We start from the raw sequence: 17,063 nt of genomic DNA on the forward strand, positions 1-17,063 counted from the left end.
CCACGGTGGTCACGTCCTTCTACCCCCGCAGGCGCGACCGGTACTCTTCGCTGGACGGGCTTCGCGGCGTCGCAGCCATCGTCGTCCTCCTCCACCACACCGCGATGATCGTGCCCGGAATGGTGGCCGCCTACACGGGCGCCGCCGTCCCCGCGAACGGTTCGCTGACCTGGTGGTTCAGCTACACGCCTCTCCGGCTCCTGACGGCAGGGTCGGAAGCGGTGACCCTGTTCTTCGTGCTCAGCGGGTTCGTTCTCGCGCTGCCCGTGCTCCGGTCGGAAAACTACGACTGGATCGCCTACTACCCGCGTCGCGTGGTCAGGATCGGCCTGCCGTCGGCAGCATCCGTCGTGCTGGCGTTCGGGCTGCTCGTGCTGGTACCGCAGATCCCCCACGACGGCATCAGTGCCTGGCTGGCGGGTTTCAGCATCGACCCGCTGGACTGGAAGGTACTGGTACAGGCACTCGACCCGTTCGCCGGAGACCACAGGATCAACGGCCCGCTCTGGTCGATCTATTGGGAGATGGTGTTCTCGATGACCCTCCCGCTGTTCGTCGGCATCGCGCTCGTCGCCCGCCGGTTCTGGCCGGTGCTCCTGGCCGCTGCGACGGTCATCGGGTTCTTCGGTGCGCACATCGGCGCGGATGGTTTCCGCTATCTTCCGGCCTTCCTCGTCGGCACGGTCGCTGCGGTCGGGCTGCCCCGGATCAGAGCCGCCGGCGCCATGCTCTCCGGCCGCTGGTTCGGTCATCTCGCCTGGGTCGGCATCCTGAGCGCCAGCTGCGCCCTGCTCATCCTGCGCTGGCTGGTTCCCGTGCCCGGCGGCGAACGCGTTCTTACGAGCGGAATGAGCGCGCTGTGGCCGATCGCTGCACTGGGCATCCTGATCTGCTGCCTGGAGTGGCGGCCGGCGGCGAGACTATTGAGCGGCGAGCCGTTCCGCTGGGCGGGGAAGATCTCGTTCAGCCTCTACCTCGTCCATGTGCCGATCCTCTTCGCCTTCCGTTATGCGTTCGATGGCTCCCCGCTCACGGTCGTCCTCCCTTGCGCCGCCGCGACGGCCATCGTCGCGGCGATGCTGTTCCACTGGCTGGTGGAGAAGAGGACGAACGGCCTCTCGCGGTGGGCGGGTCGGGTGGTCGCCGACGCTTTCCAACCGGCGCGGCGTTACGCCGAGCGCTGACCGGCTTCGCGGTGCTCGGACGGGCTCCGCTCTGCTTCGCGCTCGTCGGCACCCTCGTCGTCGCGGCCGAACCAGGTGCGGTACCGGTCGGACGCCCAGGCCCCGACCGCCTTCGACCAGCCGTGGCTGCGCTGCTCGATCAGCCAGGTGAAGCCGACGGCGACGACCGCGGCGACCGGCATCCCGAACAGCGGACCCACGTACCATGCCGATCCCGCGAACAGGTAGGTGCTGAAGATGAGGATCGGCACGTGGACGAGGTAGAGACTGAACGAGATCTTCCCGCTGAACTGCACAGGGCGCGTCTCGAGCGTCGCGCGCAACGGCTTCCAGCCCAGCGCGACGACCACCAGCCCGGCGGCGGCCAACGGCACCATGCCCTTCAGGATCGGCTCGAGTTCGGTGATCTCGCCCACGTTCGGCCCGACCAGCCACGGAGCGATGAGCAGCAGCAGACTGGCGATCGTGAGGCCGGCCCACAGCGGGTGGCGGTACCAGCGGGCGTTGATGCGGTCGGCGACGTTCCGCACGGCGTCCAGGCGGACGGCGATCACCGCGCCGACGAAGAACGCGGGCAGGTACTGCAACTCGCCCGAGCCGGCGTGGACGCCGAGGTAGGTCAGCGCGCAGGCCGCCGCCAAGCCACCGACCCACCACTTGCGGACCGCCAGTGCCAGGACCGCGAAGATCGGCAGTGCGAGCGAGAACACCAGCTCCCAGCGCAGCGACCACAACGGGTTGTTGATCTGGCCGTCGCCGCCCAGCAGATCCCAGCCCTTGACGATGTACTCCCAGCCGAAGCGGGGCGTCGACGAGTTGCTCAGCCACGTGCCGTCCGGCTGGGTGGACGTCTGCGGGATGGCCATGACCCACACAGCGGCGAGGAGAACGGACGCCACCACCGGCACCAGCAGGCGCACCGCGCGCCGGGGGAAGTAGGCGATCCAGTCGAACCCCCGCTTCCGGATGACCGGAAGGGTGACGACCAGACCGGAGAGCACGAAGAACACGATGACGGACTCGACCCCCGCAGTGAACAGCTTCAGCGGGGTGTAGCTGATCCACCACATCGGCGACCCGGCCGGGGCGGTCCCGCTTCCGGGCGTTCCGGGGAAATCGGGGTTCGTGTACATGGCGTGGTGCAAGAGGACGACGACCGCGGCGATGCCCCGGAGGCCGTCCAGCGCAGCCAGCCGGCCGCCCGTCATTCGTCTCCTGTCTTCTGCCACCATTCCACCTGTACCCGTCATAGGCGGGCGACGCTACGGGCTTGCCCTGGGCAGTTCCTGTGACCTGTTCAGGGGGTAGCTGGGGACGCCCCGCGTGGCTAACGGGTCCCGCGCCGGGTGCCACTTAGCATGATCGCTATGCCCGCATTCACTTCCCCGCTGGTCTCCGTCGTGATGGGGTCCGACTCCGACTGGTCGGTCATGGAGGAGGCATCCCGGGTGCTGACCGAGTTCGACATCGCGCACGAGGTCGAGGTCGTCTCCGCCCACCGGACGCCGGAGAAGATGATCTCGTTCGGCAAGGCCGCCGCCGGTCGAGGCATCCGCGTGATCATCGCCGGGGCCGGCGGAGCCGCGCATCTGCCGGGCATGCTGGCCGCCGTCACCACCCTTCCCGTGGTCGGCGTGCCGGTGCCGCTTGCCCGGTTGGACGGCCTCGACTCCCTGCTCTCCATCGTGCAGATGCCCGCCGGCGTGCCGGTAGCGACCGTCTCCATCGGCGGCGCGCGCAACGCCGGACTGCTCGCCGTGAAGATCCTGGCCACCTCGGATGACGCGCTGGCGGGGAAGCTCGCGCAGTTCGCCGCCGACCTGGAGGCCAGCGTGGAGCAGAAGAACCAGGCCCTCAAAGCCCAGCTGTGAGCCGCACCCCATGACGATCGCAACGCCCCTCCGCCACCCCGACGCCTCCTCGTCGCACACGATGACGAAGCGCGGCTGGTGGCTCGTCACGATGAACGTGCTCCTGCCCGGCTCGGCGCAGGTGGTCGCCGGCAACCGCACGTTGGGCCGCGTAGGCGTGCTCGCGACTCTGCTGCTGTGGCTGCTCGCGGTGGTCACCCTAGTGGTCTACCTGGTCGCCCCCTCCGCCATCTACACGATGTTCACCCAGGCCGGCAGCCTCACGCTCGTGCAGCTGCTGCTCATCGCATACGCCGCACTCTGGGTGCTGCTGACCCTCGACACCCTCCGCCTCGTCCGTCTGGTCCGCACCGCACCCAATTCGCGCGGCTGGATCGCCGCCTTCTCCGTTCTCGTGCTCGTCGGCCTGACCGGCACAGCGGGGTACGCGTCCGTCGTTGCCGGCTCCGCGCGCGGCGCGCTCAGCGACATCTTCTCGGCGGCGGCATCCCAACCTCCCGTCGACGGCCGCTACAACATCATGCTGCTCGGCGGAGACGCCGGCCCCGACCGCGACGGTCTACGCCCGGACAGCATGTCGATCGTCAGCATCGACGCGAACACCGGCCAGGCGGTGACGATCGGGCTGCCGCGCGACCTCGACCCGGTGCCGTTCCCGACCTCGTCGCCGCTGCACGCGCTGTACCCCGACGGCTACGGCTACCAGGACCGCTGCGACGTCGACGTCTGCCAGCTGAACTCCATCTACACCGAGGTGGAGCTGTACAAGCCCAAGCTCTACCCGAACGCGGGCAAGGACAACAGTCAGCCGGGCATCGAGGCCATGCGGGATGCGCTCGAGGGCGCCACCGGCCTGACCATCCAGTACTACGTCCTCATCGACATGCAGGGCTTCGCCGACCTGATCGACGCGGTCGGCGGGGTGGATGTCACGGTGAAGGATCGCGTTCCGATCGGCGGCGACGAGAACCTCAACGGGGTCGCCGAGTGGATCGAGCCGGGCAATCGTCACCTCGACGGCTACCACGCGCAGTGGTACGCCCGGGCGCGCCACGGCTCGAGCGACTACGACAGGATGGCGCGTCAGCGGCAGCTGCAGGACGCCATCCTGAAGCAGGTGAACCCGGTGAACGTGGTGTCCAAGTTTCAGGGGATCGCCAAGGCCGGTGCGCAGGTGATGAAGACGGACATCCCGCAGTCGATGCTGGGCTACTTCGTCGACCTCGGTCTCAAGACCCGCAAGCTGCCCGTGCAGCAGCTGGAGCTCGTGCCGCCCACGATCGACCCGCAGAACCCCGACTACACGCAGATCCAGCAGTTGGTGCGGAAAGCGGTGCACCCCGCCACAGCGAAGCCCGCCGGTTCGTAACGGCCGAGTGGCCGATCCCCTGCCGGCTCAGCCTTCGAAGAACGCCGCCGCCGCGCGGGCCCGGTGCACGACGTCGTCGAGGTCGTCCCCTCCCGCGGTGACGTGCCCGACCTTCCGACCGGGTCGCGGTGCCTTGCCGTAGCCGTGGAACTTGACCTCGGGATGCGCGGCGAGCGCGGCCGGGTAACGGTCCTGCAGCGTGCCCTCCGACGGGCCGCCCAGGATGTTGACCATCACCGACCAGTCGGCGCGGGCCTCGGTCGAGCCGAGCGGCAGGTCCAGCACGGCACGGAGGTGCTGCTCGAACTGGCTGGTGACGGCGCCCTCGATCGACCAGTGGCCGCTGTTGTGCGGCCGCATCGCGAGCTCGTTCACGAGCACCCGCCCGTCCGTCGTCTCGAAGAGTTCCACCGCCAGCACCCCGGTGACGCCGAGGCCCTCGGCGACCCGCTGGGCGATCTCGGCGGCGGCCTCCGCGACGCGCCCGGTCGAGCCGGGGGCCGGTGCCAGGACCTCCGCGCAGACACCGTCGCGCTGGACGGTCTCCACGACGGGCCAGGCCGCGATCTCGCCGGAAGGACGGCGCGCGACCAGCTGCGCGAGTTCGCGGCGGAACGAGACAAGCTCTTCCACCAGCAGGGCGCCGCCGCGGCCGTCCTCCGCGAGCGCGAGGAACCAGTCGTCGGCGCCGGTCGCGTCGGAGACGACACGGACCCCTTTACCGTCGTAGCCGCCGCGCGCGGTCTTCACCACGGCGCGGCCGCCGTGGCCCGCCAGGAACGCCCCGAGCTCGTCCGCAGACTCCACCGCCGCCCAGTCCGGCACGGGCAGCCCCAGCTCGCTGAGCTTGGCGCGCATCTGCAATTTGTCCTGCGCATACTGGAGGGCGTCCGGGCCGGGATGCACCGGGATGCCACGCGAGACCAGCTCGTGCAGGATGGCCTGGGGCACGTGTTCGTGATCGAACGTGACAACGTCCACCGTCTCGGCGAAGGCCAGGACGGTGTCGAGGTCGCGGTAGTCCCCGACGCCACTCGCGGCCAGGTCGGCGCTCATGCCCTCGGCTTCCTCCAGCACGCGGATCTCGATCCCCAGCTCGATCGCGGGCGGGATCATCATCCGGGCCAGCTGCCCTCCGCCGATCACTCCGACGATCTGACTAGACATGGCCGTCCGCCTCTCTGATACTTTTCATACTGGCCGGGGAAACTCACAGGAACGCGATACCTGCTCCGCGTACCGTAAGGAACGCACTGACCATCTTCCCGCATCTCCAGGCAGGGGCATGACGACCGAAACCGAGACACCGGCGCACAAGGCGCGACTGTTCCCGCAGCTGATCAAGTTCGGCGCGGTCGGGGCGGTCGGTTTCGTGGTCAATCTCGTCGTGTTCAACGTGCTGATGGTCGTCGTTCTGGTGAACGTGCCGCACAAGACACTCTGGTCGACCGCCATCGCGACGCTCGTCGCCATCGGAGCGAACTGGCTCGGCAACCGGTACTGGGCTTTCGCGAGCAACCGCAGTGACAACGCCACGCGCGAGGGCATCGAGTTCTTCGTCGTCAGCCTGGCCGGCATGGCGATCCCGCTGATGTGCGTCTGGGTGTCGCACTACCTGTTGGGCTACCAGAGCCTCCTGGCCGACAACATCTCCAACAACATCGTCGGGCTGGCGCTCGGAACGGTCTTCCGGTTCGCGTTCTACCGCTGGTGGGTGTTCTCGCCGGACCGCGCTGCCGCGCGCGCTGTGCGCACCTCCGAGGGCGCCGGGCTCGCAACGGGCACGCACGTGCCCGCACATGGTCCCGCGCGCGGACTGCGCGAGAAGGCGCCGATCACCGGTTCGACGCTAGCGAGCGCCCCAGACCGTCGTCTCGTCGGTGACTGATTCCGACTGCTGACGCCGCACGGCCACGACGGTCTGCGAGTGATCCATCAGCTCCGACAGTGCCCGCTGCACCTGGTCGGCTTTGGGCACATCCTTGAGGACCACCGGATGCTCGAGACCGGAGTTGATGAGCACATCCCCGGAACGGAACAGGCTCTGCAGCCAGCTCCGCCGGACGGCGACGTCGTAGCCCCGGCTGTGCAGCAGCTCCTGCCGCACGCGCACGAAGAAGCCGTGCCGGATGATCAGCCGGCGCGTAGTGATCGTGTAACGGCGGCTGAGCCAGGCGGCCAACGGCAGCAGGAACAGCAGCAGGAGCACGGCTGCGGCCGCCGACCACAGCAGCACGATCTGCCACACCTCGACGACCTGGCCGGCGAAGTAACCGACCGCACCAGCGACGGCGATGAGCACCAGGCTCGGCCAGAAGAGCCGGCGGGCGTTGGAGCGCAGCCGGGCGATCACGCGCTCGGGTGGTTGGGCGGGCTGCGCGGAGGTCCCGTCCATGGTGCTGCTCATGCTCAATTAATACCGCAGGTGCGTGACGTCGCCTGCTGCGATCGCGGTGCGGCCCGTATCCGACTCCACGATGAGTCGTCCGTCCTCGTCGACACCGACCGCCGTGCCGAGCAGATCGTCGCCGGAGGGAAGTTGGACGCGCACCGCGCGGCCGACGGTGTGGCAGGCCTCGACCACCTCGTCGCGCAGCGCGCTGCGCACCGGGTCGCCCCCCGCCGCGAGGAAGTCCCGGTAGAGCGTCGACAGCTGGATGAGGTAGGCCGAGAGCACGACGTCGGCATCGACATCCTGGGCACCGGCCAGCGCCAGGGAGGTGGAGGTGTCGGTCGGCAGCTGCTCGTCCGTCTGCGAGAGATTGACGCCGGCGCCGATCACCAGCCCGGACATCCCGGGCAGGAGCTCGGCGAGGATCCCGCACACCTTGTCGCCGTCGATGAGGACATCGTTCGGCCACTTCACCTGCACACCGCCCGGAACGAGCGGGCCGAGCGCGCGACTCATGGCGAGCCCCGCCAGCAGCGGGAACCAGCCGTACGACGTCGGCGGCAGGCCGACCGGCTTCAACAGCACCGAGATCGCGAGCGCCGTCCCCGGCGGGGTCACCCACTCCCGGCCGAGCCGGCCGCGGCCGCCCGTCTGGTTGTCGGTGACGAGCACCGCGAGATCCGGCAGGTCGCCGGCTCGCGCGCTCAGGACGTCGTTGGTCGAGCCCGCCTCGGGCAAGACCTCGAGTACGGGGACGATGGATCGGCTGCGTCGGAACTCCACGAACCCAGTCTCTCGCACTGGGCCACCCTGCCAGCGCAGGCGGGCGGATTTGTAGGGTTTCGTCAACGGCACGGCCGTTCGGCTGGCCGGTAGAGTGAACGGCGTGACCGACACCGAACCACGTCAGACCGAACAGCTCCCCGACCTGACCACCACCGCCGGCAAACTCGCCGACCTGAAGGAACGGTTCCACGAGGCCGTCACCGCGAGTGGACAGGCCGCGATCGAGAAGCAGCACGCCAAAGGCAAGCTGACCGCCCGGGAGCGCATCGACCTGCTCCTCGACCACGGCTCGTTCGTCGAGCTGGACGAGTTCGTCCGCCATCGCACCCACGCCTTCGGGATGGAGGCCAAGCGTCCCTACGGCGACGCCGTCGTCACCGGGGTCGGCACCATCCACGGCCGCAATGTCGCCGTCTTCAGCCAGGACTTCACCATCTTCGGCGGGTCGCTCGGCGAGGTGGCCGGCGAGAAGATCATCAAGGTCATGGACCACGCCCTGAAGACCGGCGTGCCGATGATCGGAATCCTCGACTCGGGCGGAGCACGCATCCAGGAGGGTGTGGTCGCGCTCGGCAAGTACGGCGAGATCTTCCGCCGCAACACCGCCGCCTCCGGCGTCATCCCGCAGATCTCGATCGTGATGGGACCGGCCGCGGGCGGTGCGGTGTACTCCCCCGCGCTCACCGACTTCGTCATCATGGTCGACAAGTCGAGCCACATGTTCGTCACCGGTCCCGACGTCATCAAGACCGTCACCGGCGAAGACGTCGGCTTCGAAGAGCTCGGCGGCGCCCTCACCCACAACAAGATCTCCGGCGTCTCGCACTACCTGGCGAGCGACGAAGAGGACGCCCTCGACTACGCGCGCACCCTGCTCAGCTACCTGCCGCAGAACAACCTGGCCGAGCTCCCGACCTTCCAGTCGGAGCCGGAACTCGAGATCACGGACGCCGACCGCCGGCTGAACACGGTCATCCCGGACTCGCCGAACCAGCCGTACGACGTCAAGAGCGTCATCGAAGGCGTCGTCGACGACGGCGAGTTCCTCGAGGTCCAGCCGCTGTTCGCCCCCAACATCGTGATCGGCTTCGCCCGGGTGGAGGGGCGCTCGGTCGGCATCGTCGCCAACCAGCCCAGCGCCATGGCCGGGACGCTCAACATCGACGCTGGCGAGAAGGCGTCGCGCTTCGTCCGGTTCTGCGACGCGTTCGGCATCCCGATCCTGACCCTGGTGGATGTGCCCGGCTACCTGCCAGGCACCGACCAGGAGTGGACGGGCGTCATCCGGCGCGGCGCCAAGCTGCTGTACGCGTACGCGGAGGCGACCGTCCCGCTCGTTACGATCATCACCCGCAAGGCGTACGGCGGCGCGTACATCGTCATGGGCTCCAAACAGCTGGGTGCGGACATCAACCTGGCCTGGCCGACCGCGGAGATCGCGGTCATGGGCGGCCAGGGCGCGGTCAACATCCTGTACCGCGGCGAGATCAAGCGTGCAGAGGAGGCCGGTGAGGATGTGGCCGCCGTCCGGACGAAGCTGGCCAACGAGTACACCTACAACGTGGCCAGCCCGTTCCTCGCTGCCGAGCGCGGCGAGCTGGACGGCGTGATCGAGCCGGCCGCGACACGCGTCTCGGTCATCAAGGCGCTTCGCGCGCTGCGCACCAAGCGTGCCTCGCTGCCGCCGAAGAAGCACGGGAACATCCCGCTGTGAGCGGCGCGCACGCCAAGGAGACCGCCGGGTCGGACCTCGACCCGTCGCAGCTCCGTTTCATCACGCGCGGCGTGACGCCGGAGGAGGTGGCCGCCGTGACGGCTGTGCTCGCTGCCGCGGCCGCTGAGCAGGCCGCCGCCAGCAGGGAGGCCCGGGAGGACCGGGGGCCGGACGCCTGGGCGCGCACTCAGCGCGCGCTTCGGTCGGAGTTGCGCCCGGGCGCAGGAGCGTGGCGTTCCTTCTCCGGGTGAGCGGATTCTGTACCCCGGTCGGGGTGCGCATGGGACCGGCGCTGGTCCAGATTTACAGCATGCGCCTCAAACGGGGGGCGGACGGTGTCCCCCATGTCCTCCAAAATGACGACTTTGTATTTACTGGGAACCCGACGACTATAGAGATTGCTAGGTGTCTCTCCTCGTGAGTCACACCGCCAAACACTCGCCGACTAGGGTAAGCGGGCGAGTGCTTTGGGGGCGAGTCAGGGCGATATTCGGGTTGTCGCCCTGACTCGGGGTTTGAAAAGGGCCGACAATTCGGGTGTCGGCCCTTTTCCCCGTTAACGAGCACGTGCCGTGAAGGCCCAGCGGTGTCGGTCGCCGGTGACGTGATGCCTCAGGCGACGGGTCGCGGGATCTCCAGCCACAGGTCGACCTCGTCGTCCTCCGAGTCCGCTCCGAGCGCGTTCGCCGCGCCGTCGTCGGACATGCGCAGCCCGACGACCGTGACCGCCGTCTTGGACGAGCGAGGCACGGTCCGGACGATCAGCTTGTCGGTCGTGGTTCCGCGGATGGCCTCCGCGAGGCGGCGCAGCACCGCCTCGAGGCCGCGCTGGTCGAGGTCGTCGATACCGCCCTCGTCCAGCAGACTGACGACCACGCCGCGCCGGCGCGCATCCATCACCTCACGGCGCACGTCGTCGTTGAGCAGGCGCCGGCCGCGGATCTCGTCGCGGATGGCACCCTCCAGATAGCGGCACTCGCGCCGCTCGGCTTCGGTCAGGTCGCCGCCGCGCCGGACGATCTCCGCCAGCATCGGGGCGGCGACCCGGTAGGTCTGGCGCAGGCGGAGCTGGCGCTCCATGACGTGCGCATCCTGGGCGGCCTGCCACTCGGTGGCCTCGCGTTCGGCCCGAGCGAACTGCAGGGCATCGCGACCCGCCTTGGCGAGGGAGCCGGAGATCACCACGGCGACGCCCACCCAGACCACGGAGCCGATGACCCCGAGTCCCGCCAATGCGCCTGGGCCGGCCCAGATCACGGTCTGGACGGCCAGGAACCCGACGCCGGCCCACGCCACCACCTGCTGCCGGCGGACGGCGCAGATGGTCATCAGTGTGCCCACCGCTGCGACGTACCAGGTGGCGTAGCCGTTGTCCTTCGATGCGTCGAGCTGGCTGGCCACCAGAATCGGGATCACCACGCAGACGGCCAGGTCGAAGGCGGCCAGCCACAGCGGCATCTTCGTCGGGCTGGTCGGCCACAGGCTGATCACGGTCGCGATCCCGTAGAGCACCATAGCGACGATGACCGGCCCTGCCGAGCGCGGCGTCGAGAGAGACGAGAGCGCGAGGAACAGGTGATAGGCCGAGAAGAGCGCCCCGAGCGTGAGGAACAGGACCCGGTTGAGGGTGATCACTCGCCCGCCTCCGATCCGGTGGCGACAGTCGGACCGTGCAGCGCTGACGCGACAGTGGAGCCGGGCATCTGGCTGTCAGCGGACGGCCACATGATCGCCACCGTCGTCCCCACTCCGGGCTCCGACTCGATGCGCGCCCGGCCGCCGACCTTGGCGAGCCGGTCCCGGATGCTGATCCGCAGTCCCAGGCGCTCGGCAGGAACCTCCGACTCGGTGAACCCGCGGCCGTCGTCCCGGATGACCACCTCGACGGTGGCGGACGGGCCGCCGCCGCGGATCGAGACGCTGCGCTGCACCCCGGCGCCGCCGGCGTGCTGCATGCTGTTCACCATCGCCTGCACGGTGGCGGAGTACACGGCCTCGGCCACATTGACCGGCAGGGTGTGCACCTCGACATCGCGCACCTCCACCTGGAAGGGTGACGAGAAGGCGTTTGCGGCCGTCACCAGCCGTTCGGTGAGGCGGTCGAGGCCCACCGCCGACTGGTCCTCCGGAGGGGCGGCCTCCGCGGCGTGCAGGTGCCCGATGGCGTCCGCGGCCATCGCCGCCGCGAGCTGCTTCTGCTCGGGCGAGCGTGCGGATGCGGCGGAGAGGAGAGTGGTGAGGACGCTGTCGTGGACGATCGCGTCGACCTGCACGCGCTCCACCTCCGTCGCGTGCTGCCGGACCGCGTTCGCGTAGCGTGCGAGAGCCTGACTCTGAGCGGTGTCCACGGCGCTCGCGGCCTGCCGCATCATGGCGATGATCGCCAGGATGACTCCACCGAGGATGATGGCGTAGATCGTGTCCAGGCCGGCCAGCTCGACGCCGACGCCGCCTCCGGCTGGCAGTGCCCGGACCACGCCGTACGCGATCGGTGCCACGAACGTGTACGCGATGGCGAGCCACAGCGGATACGCCACGGCGGCGAAGGCGGTGAACACGGAGCAGAGGAACCAGACCCACGGCTTATCCGCGCCGAATGCGGCGGGGTCGTCCACCAGGAGCGGCCAGGTGACGATAGCGGCGAGATAGACGACGGCGAGCACGCCCATCGCGATCTTGACGCCGCGCTGGATCACCGCGAGGACGACCGTCAGGGCCAGCCCGCCGAAAATGACGATCATCCAGACGCCGCCCCACGGCTCGCGCAGGTGACTGAGCTGGCCGAGAGCCGTCGGGAGGGTCTGCAGCCCGAAGACCAGGCCGAAAGCGGAGACCGTGCGGTCCGAGATGCGCTCGATGCGAGCGCGGCTGAGGGGGTTACGGGGTTTCGCCGACTCGAGCGGCAGCCCCGCGCGGGCCCCGTCAGGAACGCTCATTGCCTGTCTCTGGATCGAGCCCCGGGAGGATGCCGTCCTCCACCGCCCGCCGGAGGAGGTCGACCTTCGTCGGCGCCGGGCGGCCGACTTCGACGTACTTGACGCGGATGCGGTCCAGGTACTCGCGGGCGGTCGAGTTGGCGATGCCGAGCTGTGCGGCGACCGCCTTCAGCGGCAGACCGGAGGCGTAGAGGTGGAGCACGTCGCGCTCGCGGCGACCCAGCTGGGCCTTCGCGAAGTCGCTGTCAGCGTCGATCGCCGTCGCCCACTCGAGGTTGTTGAGGACGTCGCCGCGCGCGACCGTGGCGATCGCGCTGATGACGGTCGTCGTCGGGGAGGACTTGGGGATGACGCCCGCTGCCCCGGCGGCCAGCGCCTCACGGACACTCGCGACGCGATCGGCGATGCTGTGCACCAGGACGGCCGCGCCGGTGGCCTGCGCGCGTTTGACGTTGTCGGTGACCTTGGAGCCGTCGCCCAGCGACAGGTCCAGCACGACGACGTCGCACTCCTGGGAGCCCAGCTGGGCGACGAAGTCGTCCACGGTGGGCGCGGTCAGCACGACCTCGTACCCCGCGTCCTGACAGGCCGCCTTCAGCCCCAGTCGCACAGACTCGTGATCGTCGACGATTGCCACCCGCACCATGTTGACCATCGTAGGGGGTCAATGCATGCCACCGGGCAGTACCTCAGCGCGTCAGCGTGGCGACCGCCTCGACGTGGTGCGTGTTCGGGAACAGGTCGAACGCGCGCATCCCCCGGAGTTCGTAGCCGTGACCCGCGAAGAAGGCGAGGTCGCGCGCCAGCGCCACCGGGTCGCAGGCCACGTAGACGACCTGCGCGGGTGCGACCGAGGCGATGGCGTCGACGACCTCGCGCCCAGCGCCGGAACGCGGCGGGTCGAGCACGATGGTCGCAGCGCGCAGCCGCGAGCGCTCAGCGGCGGATGCATCAGCGGCGACACGGGTGATGTACCGCTCGACGCGATCCGTGATCGCGGACGCACCGACCCAGTCCGCGAGGTTCTCCGCGGCGTCGTCGGTCGCCGCCTCGCTGCTCTCCACGGATGTGATGCGCAGGGTCGAGCCGAAACGGTCGCCGAGGGCCGCGGCGAGGAGGCCAACACCGCCGTACAGGTCGAGGTTGGCCGCCCGGGGGTCGAAGAGTGCCTCATCGACCGCGGACTGCACCGCCGCGGTGAGGGTCTGCGCCGCCCCGCGGTGCACCTGCCAGAAGCCTCGTGCGTCCAGCCGGAACTCGCGGTCCCCCACCCGCTCCCGGATGGGGACGGGGATCCGCCGCTTGCGCGTGGCGCGGTTCCCTGTGCGGGTCGGCGCGTCGTTCACGAGGACATGCGACGTGCCGACCCCGGTGGCCACGACGTCGACCGACTCGGCACCGGGGAACAGCTGACCGAAGGGCGTCGCCGCCTGGACCGGCTCGGTCGCGAGGGGCAGGTCGCTGACCGGGATGACGGTGTGCGAGCGCGGCGCGTACGGGCCCAGGCGACCGCGGTCGTCGACCTGCAGTCGGACGCGCGTGCGCCATCCCGTACCGTCCGCCGTTTCGCCTGCGACCGCTTCGACGCGGACCGGGCCCCCGTCTGCGCCCGCGCTCGCGATCGCAGCGGATGAGAACTTCGCCGTGCGCTGCAGAGCATCCTCGATGACCCGCTGCTTCAGTTCGCGCTGGTGCGGGAGCCGGATGTGGCCGAACTCCGCCCCTCCTGCCCGTTCGGCCGGCGGCCGCTCGACCGCTGCCGCGGACCAGACGTGCGGCTGCCGTTCGGCCGACGCCTCGAGGATCTCCACCACCTCGCCCCGCCAGAACCGGTCGTGGCTGGTGTCGCCGATGCGCGCGCGGACGCGCTCGCCCGGCATCGTGTCGGGGAGGAAGACGACGCGGCCTTCGTGCCGGGCGACGAACACCCCGCCGTGGGCGACGTTGGTAATGTCGAGCTCGACCTCGCGCTTCGGGAGGTCTCCCTCATCTCTCTGGGGCATCCTTCGAGCATTACACAGGTGACCATGCGCCTCTACCTCGCCTCCACCTCGCCCGCCCGGCTCGCCCTGCTGCGGACCGCGGGCGTCGAGCCGGTCGTCGTGCCGTCGTACGTCGATGAACCAGCCGCGGTCGCCGCCGCCGAGGCGGATCACGGCCCGCTCGACGCCCACACCATGGTGCAGCTGCTGGCGCGCCTGAAGGCGGAGGCTGTGCGGGGAACACGGGACGGCGAACCGCTCGACGGTCTCATCCTGGGCGGCGATTCCGCTTTCGCGATCGACGGCGCGATCCACGGGAAGCCGCACCTGCCGGAGGTCGCCCGCGAGCGCTGGCTGCAGCAGCGCGGTCGCACGGGCGTCCTGTATTCCGGCCACTGGCTGATCGACCACCGCGACGGCCGCGAGAACGCCGCCGCCGGAGCGGTCGCTGCCGCGTCCGTCACCTTCGCCGATCTCACCGACGACGAGATCGACGCCTACGTGGCCAGCGGCGAACCGCTGGAGGTTGCAGGGGCATTCACGATCGACAGCCTCGGAGGACCGTTCATCACGCGTGTCGAGGGCGATCCGAGCACCGTGGTGGGTCTCTCGCTCTCGACTCTGCGCGGCCTGGTCCGCAAGCTCGGTGTGGAGTGGACCTCACTGTGGAACAGGGCCTGGTGAACCGGCTCGTTGTAGGCTCCATGAGCTTCCGGTCATCCATTTTTGTGGGGATCGGCCAAATCCCCTTCGTTATCGAGCAATAGGCTAGGGAACTGTGCCACGTATCACCAAGGTTTTGATCGCCAACCGCGGCGAGATCGCCGTCCGCGTCATCCGAGCGGCGAAGGACAGCGGAATCGCGTCGGTCGCCGTGTACGCGGACCAGGATCGCGACGCCCTCCACGTCCGCCTCGCCGACGAGGCCTACGCGCTGGACGGGAGCACGAGCGCCGAGACGTACCTGGTCATCGACAAGCTGCTGTCGGTGGCTCGTCGTTCCGGGGCGGACGCGGTGCACCCGGGCTACGGGTTCCTCGCCGAGAACGCCGATTTCGCCCGCGCCGTCATCGGCGCCGGCCTGACGTGGATCGGCCCGTCGCCGGAGGCGATCGAACGGCTCGGTGACAAGGTCTCCGCACGGCACGTCGCCGAGAAGGTCGGCGCTCCGCTGGCTCCCGGAACACTCAACCCTGTCGCGGATGCCGCCGAGGTGCTCGACTTCGTCGACGTCTACGGCCTCCCGGTCGCCATCAAAGCGGCGTTCGGCGGTGGCGGCCGTGGACTCAAGGTCGCCCGCACCCGCGAAGAGGTCGGGGAGCTCTTCGAGTCGGCCACCCGCGAGGCGATCGCGGCATTCGGTCGCGGCGAGTGCTTCGTCGAGAAGTACCTGGACCAGCCGCGTCACGTCGAGACGCAGTGCCTCGCCGACGCGTACGGCAACGTGGTCGTGGTCTCGACGCGAGACTGCTCCCTGCAGCGTCGCCACCAGAAGCTCGTCGAGGAGGCGCCCGCGCCGTTCCTCACCCCGGAGCAGACGGAGAAGCTGTACTCCTCCTCCAAGGCCATCCTCAAAGAGGTCGGCTACCAGGGCGCCGGCACCTGCGAGTTCCTCATCGGTAAGGACGGCACCGTGTCGTTCCTCGAGGTGAACACGCGCCTGCAGGTCGAGCACCCGGTCTCCGAAGAGGTCACCGGTATCGACCTCGTCCGTGAGCAGTTCCGCCTGGCCGAGGGTGGGGAGCTCGACTACGACGACCCCGCGCCGCGCGGGCACTCCTTCGAGTTCCGGATCAACGGCGAGGACGCCGGCAAGGGCTTCATCCCTTCGCCCGGCCCTGTGCACGTCTTCAAGGCTGCGGGCGGCCCCGGTGTCCGCGTCGACAGTGGCATCCAGGCGGGCGACGTCATCAGCGGCGCGTTCGACTCCATGCTCGCCAAGCTCATCGTGACCGGTTCCAGCCGCGAGGAGGCCCTCGAGCGCTCCCGTCGCGCCCTCGACGAGTTCGAGGTCGCCGGCCTGCCGACGGTACTCCCGTTCCACCGCGCCATCGTGCGCGACCCGGCCTTCGCCCCACAGGACGGCGAGCCGTTCTCGGTCTACACCCGCTGGATCGAGACCGAGTGGGTCAACGAGATCGAGCCGTGGTCGGGCGAGCTGGGTGGCCAGCAGCCGGCCGAGCGACGCAGCAACGTCGTGGTGGAGGTCGAAGGGAAGCGCATCGAGGTCTCGCTTCCGGCGAAGCTGCTCGGCGGCGTTGCCGGCGAGGCGGCGTCGGTTCCTGCACCGCGTCGCCGTGGCGGCGCCCACAAGGTCGACACCGCGACCGGCGACTCGCTCACCGCCCCCATGCAGGCGACCGTCGTGAAGGTGGCCGTCGCTGACGGAGACCCTGTGGTGAAGGGCGACCTCGTCTTGGTGCTCGAAGCCATGAAGATGGAGCAGCCGCTGACCGCCCACAAGGACGGCACGGTCTCCGGCATCAATGCCGCCGTCGGCGAGACGGTCTCGTCGGGCCACCTCCTGCTCAACATCGTCTGACCCCGCATCGCCCAACCCCGCATCGCCCAACCCCGAATCCCCCAACCGGGCTGCGCCTGACCGCTTCTGCTTCATCGGGCAAGGGAGGAACCACGGCTCGACTCGAGCCCGGATTCCGCCCTTTCCCCTGTTATGCGGTCGGTGAGTTCGTGCGGTGAGTGCAACACCTTTCGTTTTCGGTGAGGGGTTGGGATGGGGTCGCATTCGTCGTTGGAGGTTCGGGTTCGAGCGTTGGGGCTGCTGGTGGGTGGCGCTTCGGCGGTTGGTGCGGGAGCTCAGTTGGGGGT

Annotated in this window: 15 protein-coding genes and 1 pseudogene; 8 read left to right on the forward strand and 8 right to left on the reverse strand. The window is 69.4% G+C overall.

The window, feature by feature from the left end:
* The first annotated feature begins 5 nt into the window (after positions 1 to 5).
* Positions 6 to 1,184, forward strand: coding sequence for an acyltransferase family protein (locus AB4079_RS15990; RefSeq protein ID WP_441788305.1), 1,179 nt, complete (start codon positions 6 to 8; stop codon positions 1,182 to 1,184).
* On the opposite strand, the gene AB4079_RS15995 is transcribed toward AB4079_RS15990, so the two are convergent.
* Positions 1,169 to 2,392, reverse strand: coding sequence for an acyltransferase family protein (locus AB4079_RS15995; protein ID WP_441788306.1), 1,224 nt, complete (start codon positions 2,390 to 2,392; stop codon positions 1,169 to 1,171). The genes AB4079_RS15990 and AB4079_RS15995 overlap by 16 nt on opposite strands.
* A gap of 159 nt (positions 2,393 to 2,551) precedes the next feature.
* Between AB4079_RS15995 and purE the strand changes: the two genes are divergently transcribed.
* Together purE and AB4079_RS16005 are read left to right on the forward strand one after the other, a co-directional pair.
* On the forward strand, positions 2,552 to 3,055 hold the full coding sequence (purE, locus tag AB4079_RS16000) for a 5-(carboxyamino)imidazole ribonucleotide mutase (RefSeq protein WP_441788307.1): 504 nt from the start codon (positions 2,552 to 2,554) through the stop codon (positions 3,053 to 3,055).
* Positions 3,056 to 3,065: 10 nt separating this feature from the next.
* A complete protein-coding gene (locus AB4079_RS16005) occupies positions 3,066 to 4,424 on the forward strand; it encodes an LCP family protein (protein WP_441788308.1) in 1,359 nt (452 codons plus the stop codon).
* 27 nt (positions 4,425 to 4,451) lie between these two features.
* Here the strand turns inward: AB4079_RS16005 and AB4079_RS16010 are convergent.
* Positions 4,452 to 5,594 (reverse strand): annotated as a pseudogene (locus AB4079_RS16010) (5-(carboxyamino)imidazole ribonucleotide synthase); the annotation flags it as partial.
* A gap of 115 nt (positions 5,595 to 5,709) precedes the next feature.
* Between AB4079_RS16010 and AB4079_RS16015 the strand changes: the two are divergent.
* Entirely contained in the window at positions 5,710 to 6,312 is a 603-nt protein-coding gene (locus AB4079_RS16015; RefSeq protein ID WP_441788309.1) for a GtrA family protein, read from the forward strand.
* On the opposite strand, the gene AB4079_RS16020 is transcribed toward AB4079_RS16015, so the two are convergent.
* Both AB4079_RS16020 and AB4079_RS16025 read right to left on the reverse strand, forming a co-directional pair.
* On the reverse strand, positions 6,274 to 6,831 hold the full coding sequence (locus tag AB4079_RS16020; RefSeq protein WP_441788310.1) for a PH domain-containing protein: 558 nt from the start codon (positions 6,829 to 6,831) through the stop codon (positions 6,274 to 6,276). The genes AB4079_RS16015 and AB4079_RS16020 overlap by 39 nt on opposite strands.
* A 6-nt stretch (positions 6,832 to 6,837) precedes the next feature.
* Positions 6,838 to 7,599 carry a biotin--[acetyl-CoA-carboxylase] ligase gene (locus tag AB4079_RS16025; RefSeq protein ID WP_441788311.1) on the reverse strand — a complete coding sequence of 254 codons (762 nt, stop codon included), beginning with the start codon at positions 7,597 to 7,599 and terminating at the stop codon, positions 6,838 to 6,840.
* A 94-nt stretch (positions 7,600 to 7,693) separates the two neighbouring features.
* Between AB4079_RS16025 and AB4079_RS16030 the strand changes: the two genes are divergently transcribed.
* Both AB4079_RS16030 and AB4079_RS16035 read left to right on the forward strand, forming a co-directional pair.
* A complete protein-coding gene (locus AB4079_RS16030; protein ID WP_441788312.1) occupies positions 7,694 to 9,316 on the forward strand; it encodes an acyl-CoA carboxylase subunit beta in 1,623 nt (540 codons plus the stop codon).
* Entirely contained in the window at positions 9,313 to 9,567 is a 255-nt protein-coding gene (locus tag AB4079_RS16035) for an acyl-CoA carboxylase epsilon subunit (protein WP_441788313.1), read from the forward strand. The genes AB4079_RS16030 and AB4079_RS16035 overlap by 4 nt, the downstream gene beginning before the upstream one ends.
* Before the next feature lie 361 nt (positions 9,568 to 9,928).
* On the opposite strand, the gene AB4079_RS16040 is transcribed toward AB4079_RS16035, so the two are convergent.
* Genes AB4079_RS16040 through AB4079_RS16055 form a run of 4 tightly spaced genes read right to left on the reverse strand, consistent with a single transcriptional unit; the run spans position 9,929 to position 14,255 of the window.
* Positions 9,929 to 10,951, reverse strand: coding sequence for a hypothetical protein (locus AB4079_RS16040; RefSeq protein ID WP_441788314.1), 1,023 nt, complete (start codon positions 10,949 to 10,951; stop codon positions 9,929 to 9,931).
* The gene (locus AB4079_RS16045) at positions 10,948 to 12,252 is read right to left on the reverse strand and encodes an ATP-binding protein (RefSeq protein ID WP_441788315.1); all 1,305 of its coding nucleotides are present in this window, start codon (positions 12,250 to 12,252) and stop codon (positions 10,948 to 10,950) included. The genes AB4079_RS16040 and AB4079_RS16045 overlap by 4 nt, the downstream gene beginning before the upstream one ends.
* The gene (locus AB4079_RS16050; RefSeq protein WP_441788316.1) at positions 12,239 to 12,898 is read right to left on the reverse strand and encodes a response regulator transcription factor; all 660 of its coding nucleotides are present in this window, start codon (positions 12,896 to 12,898) and stop codon (positions 12,239 to 12,241) included. The genes AB4079_RS16045 and AB4079_RS16050 overlap by 14 nt, the downstream gene beginning before the upstream one ends.
* Before the next feature lie 43 nt (positions 12,899 to 12,941).
* A complete protein-coding gene (locus tag AB4079_RS16055) occupies positions 12,942 to 14,255 on the reverse strand; it encodes a class I SAM-dependent RNA methyltransferase (protein WP_441788317.1) in 1,314 nt (437 codons plus the stop codon).
* A 24-nt stretch (positions 14,256 to 14,279) separates the two neighbouring features.
* Here AB4079_RS16055 and AB4079_RS16060 point away from each other — a divergent pair, with 24 nt between their 5' ends.
* Both AB4079_RS16060 and AB4079_RS16065 read left to right on the forward strand, forming a co-directional pair.
* Complete coding sequence (locus AB4079_RS16060; protein WP_441788323.1) at positions 14,280 to 14,918, forward strand: Maf family protein; 639 nt, start codon at positions 14,280 to 14,282, stop codon at positions 14,916 to 14,918.
* A gap of 94 nt (positions 14,919 to 15,012) precedes the next feature.
* On the forward strand, positions 15,013 to 16,776 hold the full coding sequence (locus tag AB4079_RS16065) for an acetyl/propionyl/methylcrotonyl-CoA carboxylase subunit alpha (RefSeq protein ID WP_441788318.1): 1,764 nt from the start codon (positions 15,013 to 15,015) through the stop codon (positions 16,774 to 16,776).
* Positions 16,777 to 17,063 lie beyond the last annotated feature (287 nt).

The organism is Leifsonia sp. 2MCAF36, assembly GCF_052115525.1.
In the GTDB taxonomy this organism is placed as follows: Bacteria; Actinomycetota; Actinomycetes; order Actinomycetales; family Microbacteriaceae; genus Leifsonia.

Coding starts and splice junctions, on each gene's coding strand:
- AB4079_RS15995 (WP_441788306.1), bottom strand. CDS start 2,392: ATGACGGGCGGCCGGCTGGCTGCGCTGGACGGCCTCCGGGGCATCGCC.
- purE (WP_441788307.1), top strand. CDS start 2,552: ATGCCCGCATTCACTTCCCCGCTGGTCTCCGTCGTGATGGGGTCCGAC.
- AB4079_RS16005 (WP_441788308.1), top strand. CDS start 3,066: ATGACGATCGCAACGCCCCTCCGCCACCCCGACGCCTCCTCGTCGCAC.
- AB4079_RS16015 (WP_441788309.1), top strand. CDS start 5,710: ATGACGACCGAAACCGAGACACCGGCGCACAAGGCGCGACTGTTCCCG.
- AB4079_RS16020 (WP_441788310.1), bottom strand. CDS start 6,831: ATGAGCAGCACCATGGACGGGACCTCCGCGCAGCCCGCCCAACCACCC.
- AB4079_RS16045 (WP_441788315.1), bottom strand. CDS start 12,252: ATGAGCGTTCCTGACGGGGCCCGCGCGGGGCTGCCGCTCGAGTCGGCG.
- AB4079_RS16050 (WP_441788316.1), bottom strand. CDS start 12,898: ATGGTGCGGGTGGCAATCGTCGACGATCACGAGTCTGTGCGACTGGGG.
- AB4079_RS16055 (WP_441788317.1), bottom strand. CDS start 14,255: ATGCCCCAGAGAGATGAGGGAGACCTCCCGAAGCGCGAGGTCGAGCTC.
- AB4079_RS16060 (WP_441788323.1), top strand. CDS start 14,280: ATGCGCCTCTACCTCGCCTCCACCTCGCCCGCCCGGCTCGCCCTGCTG.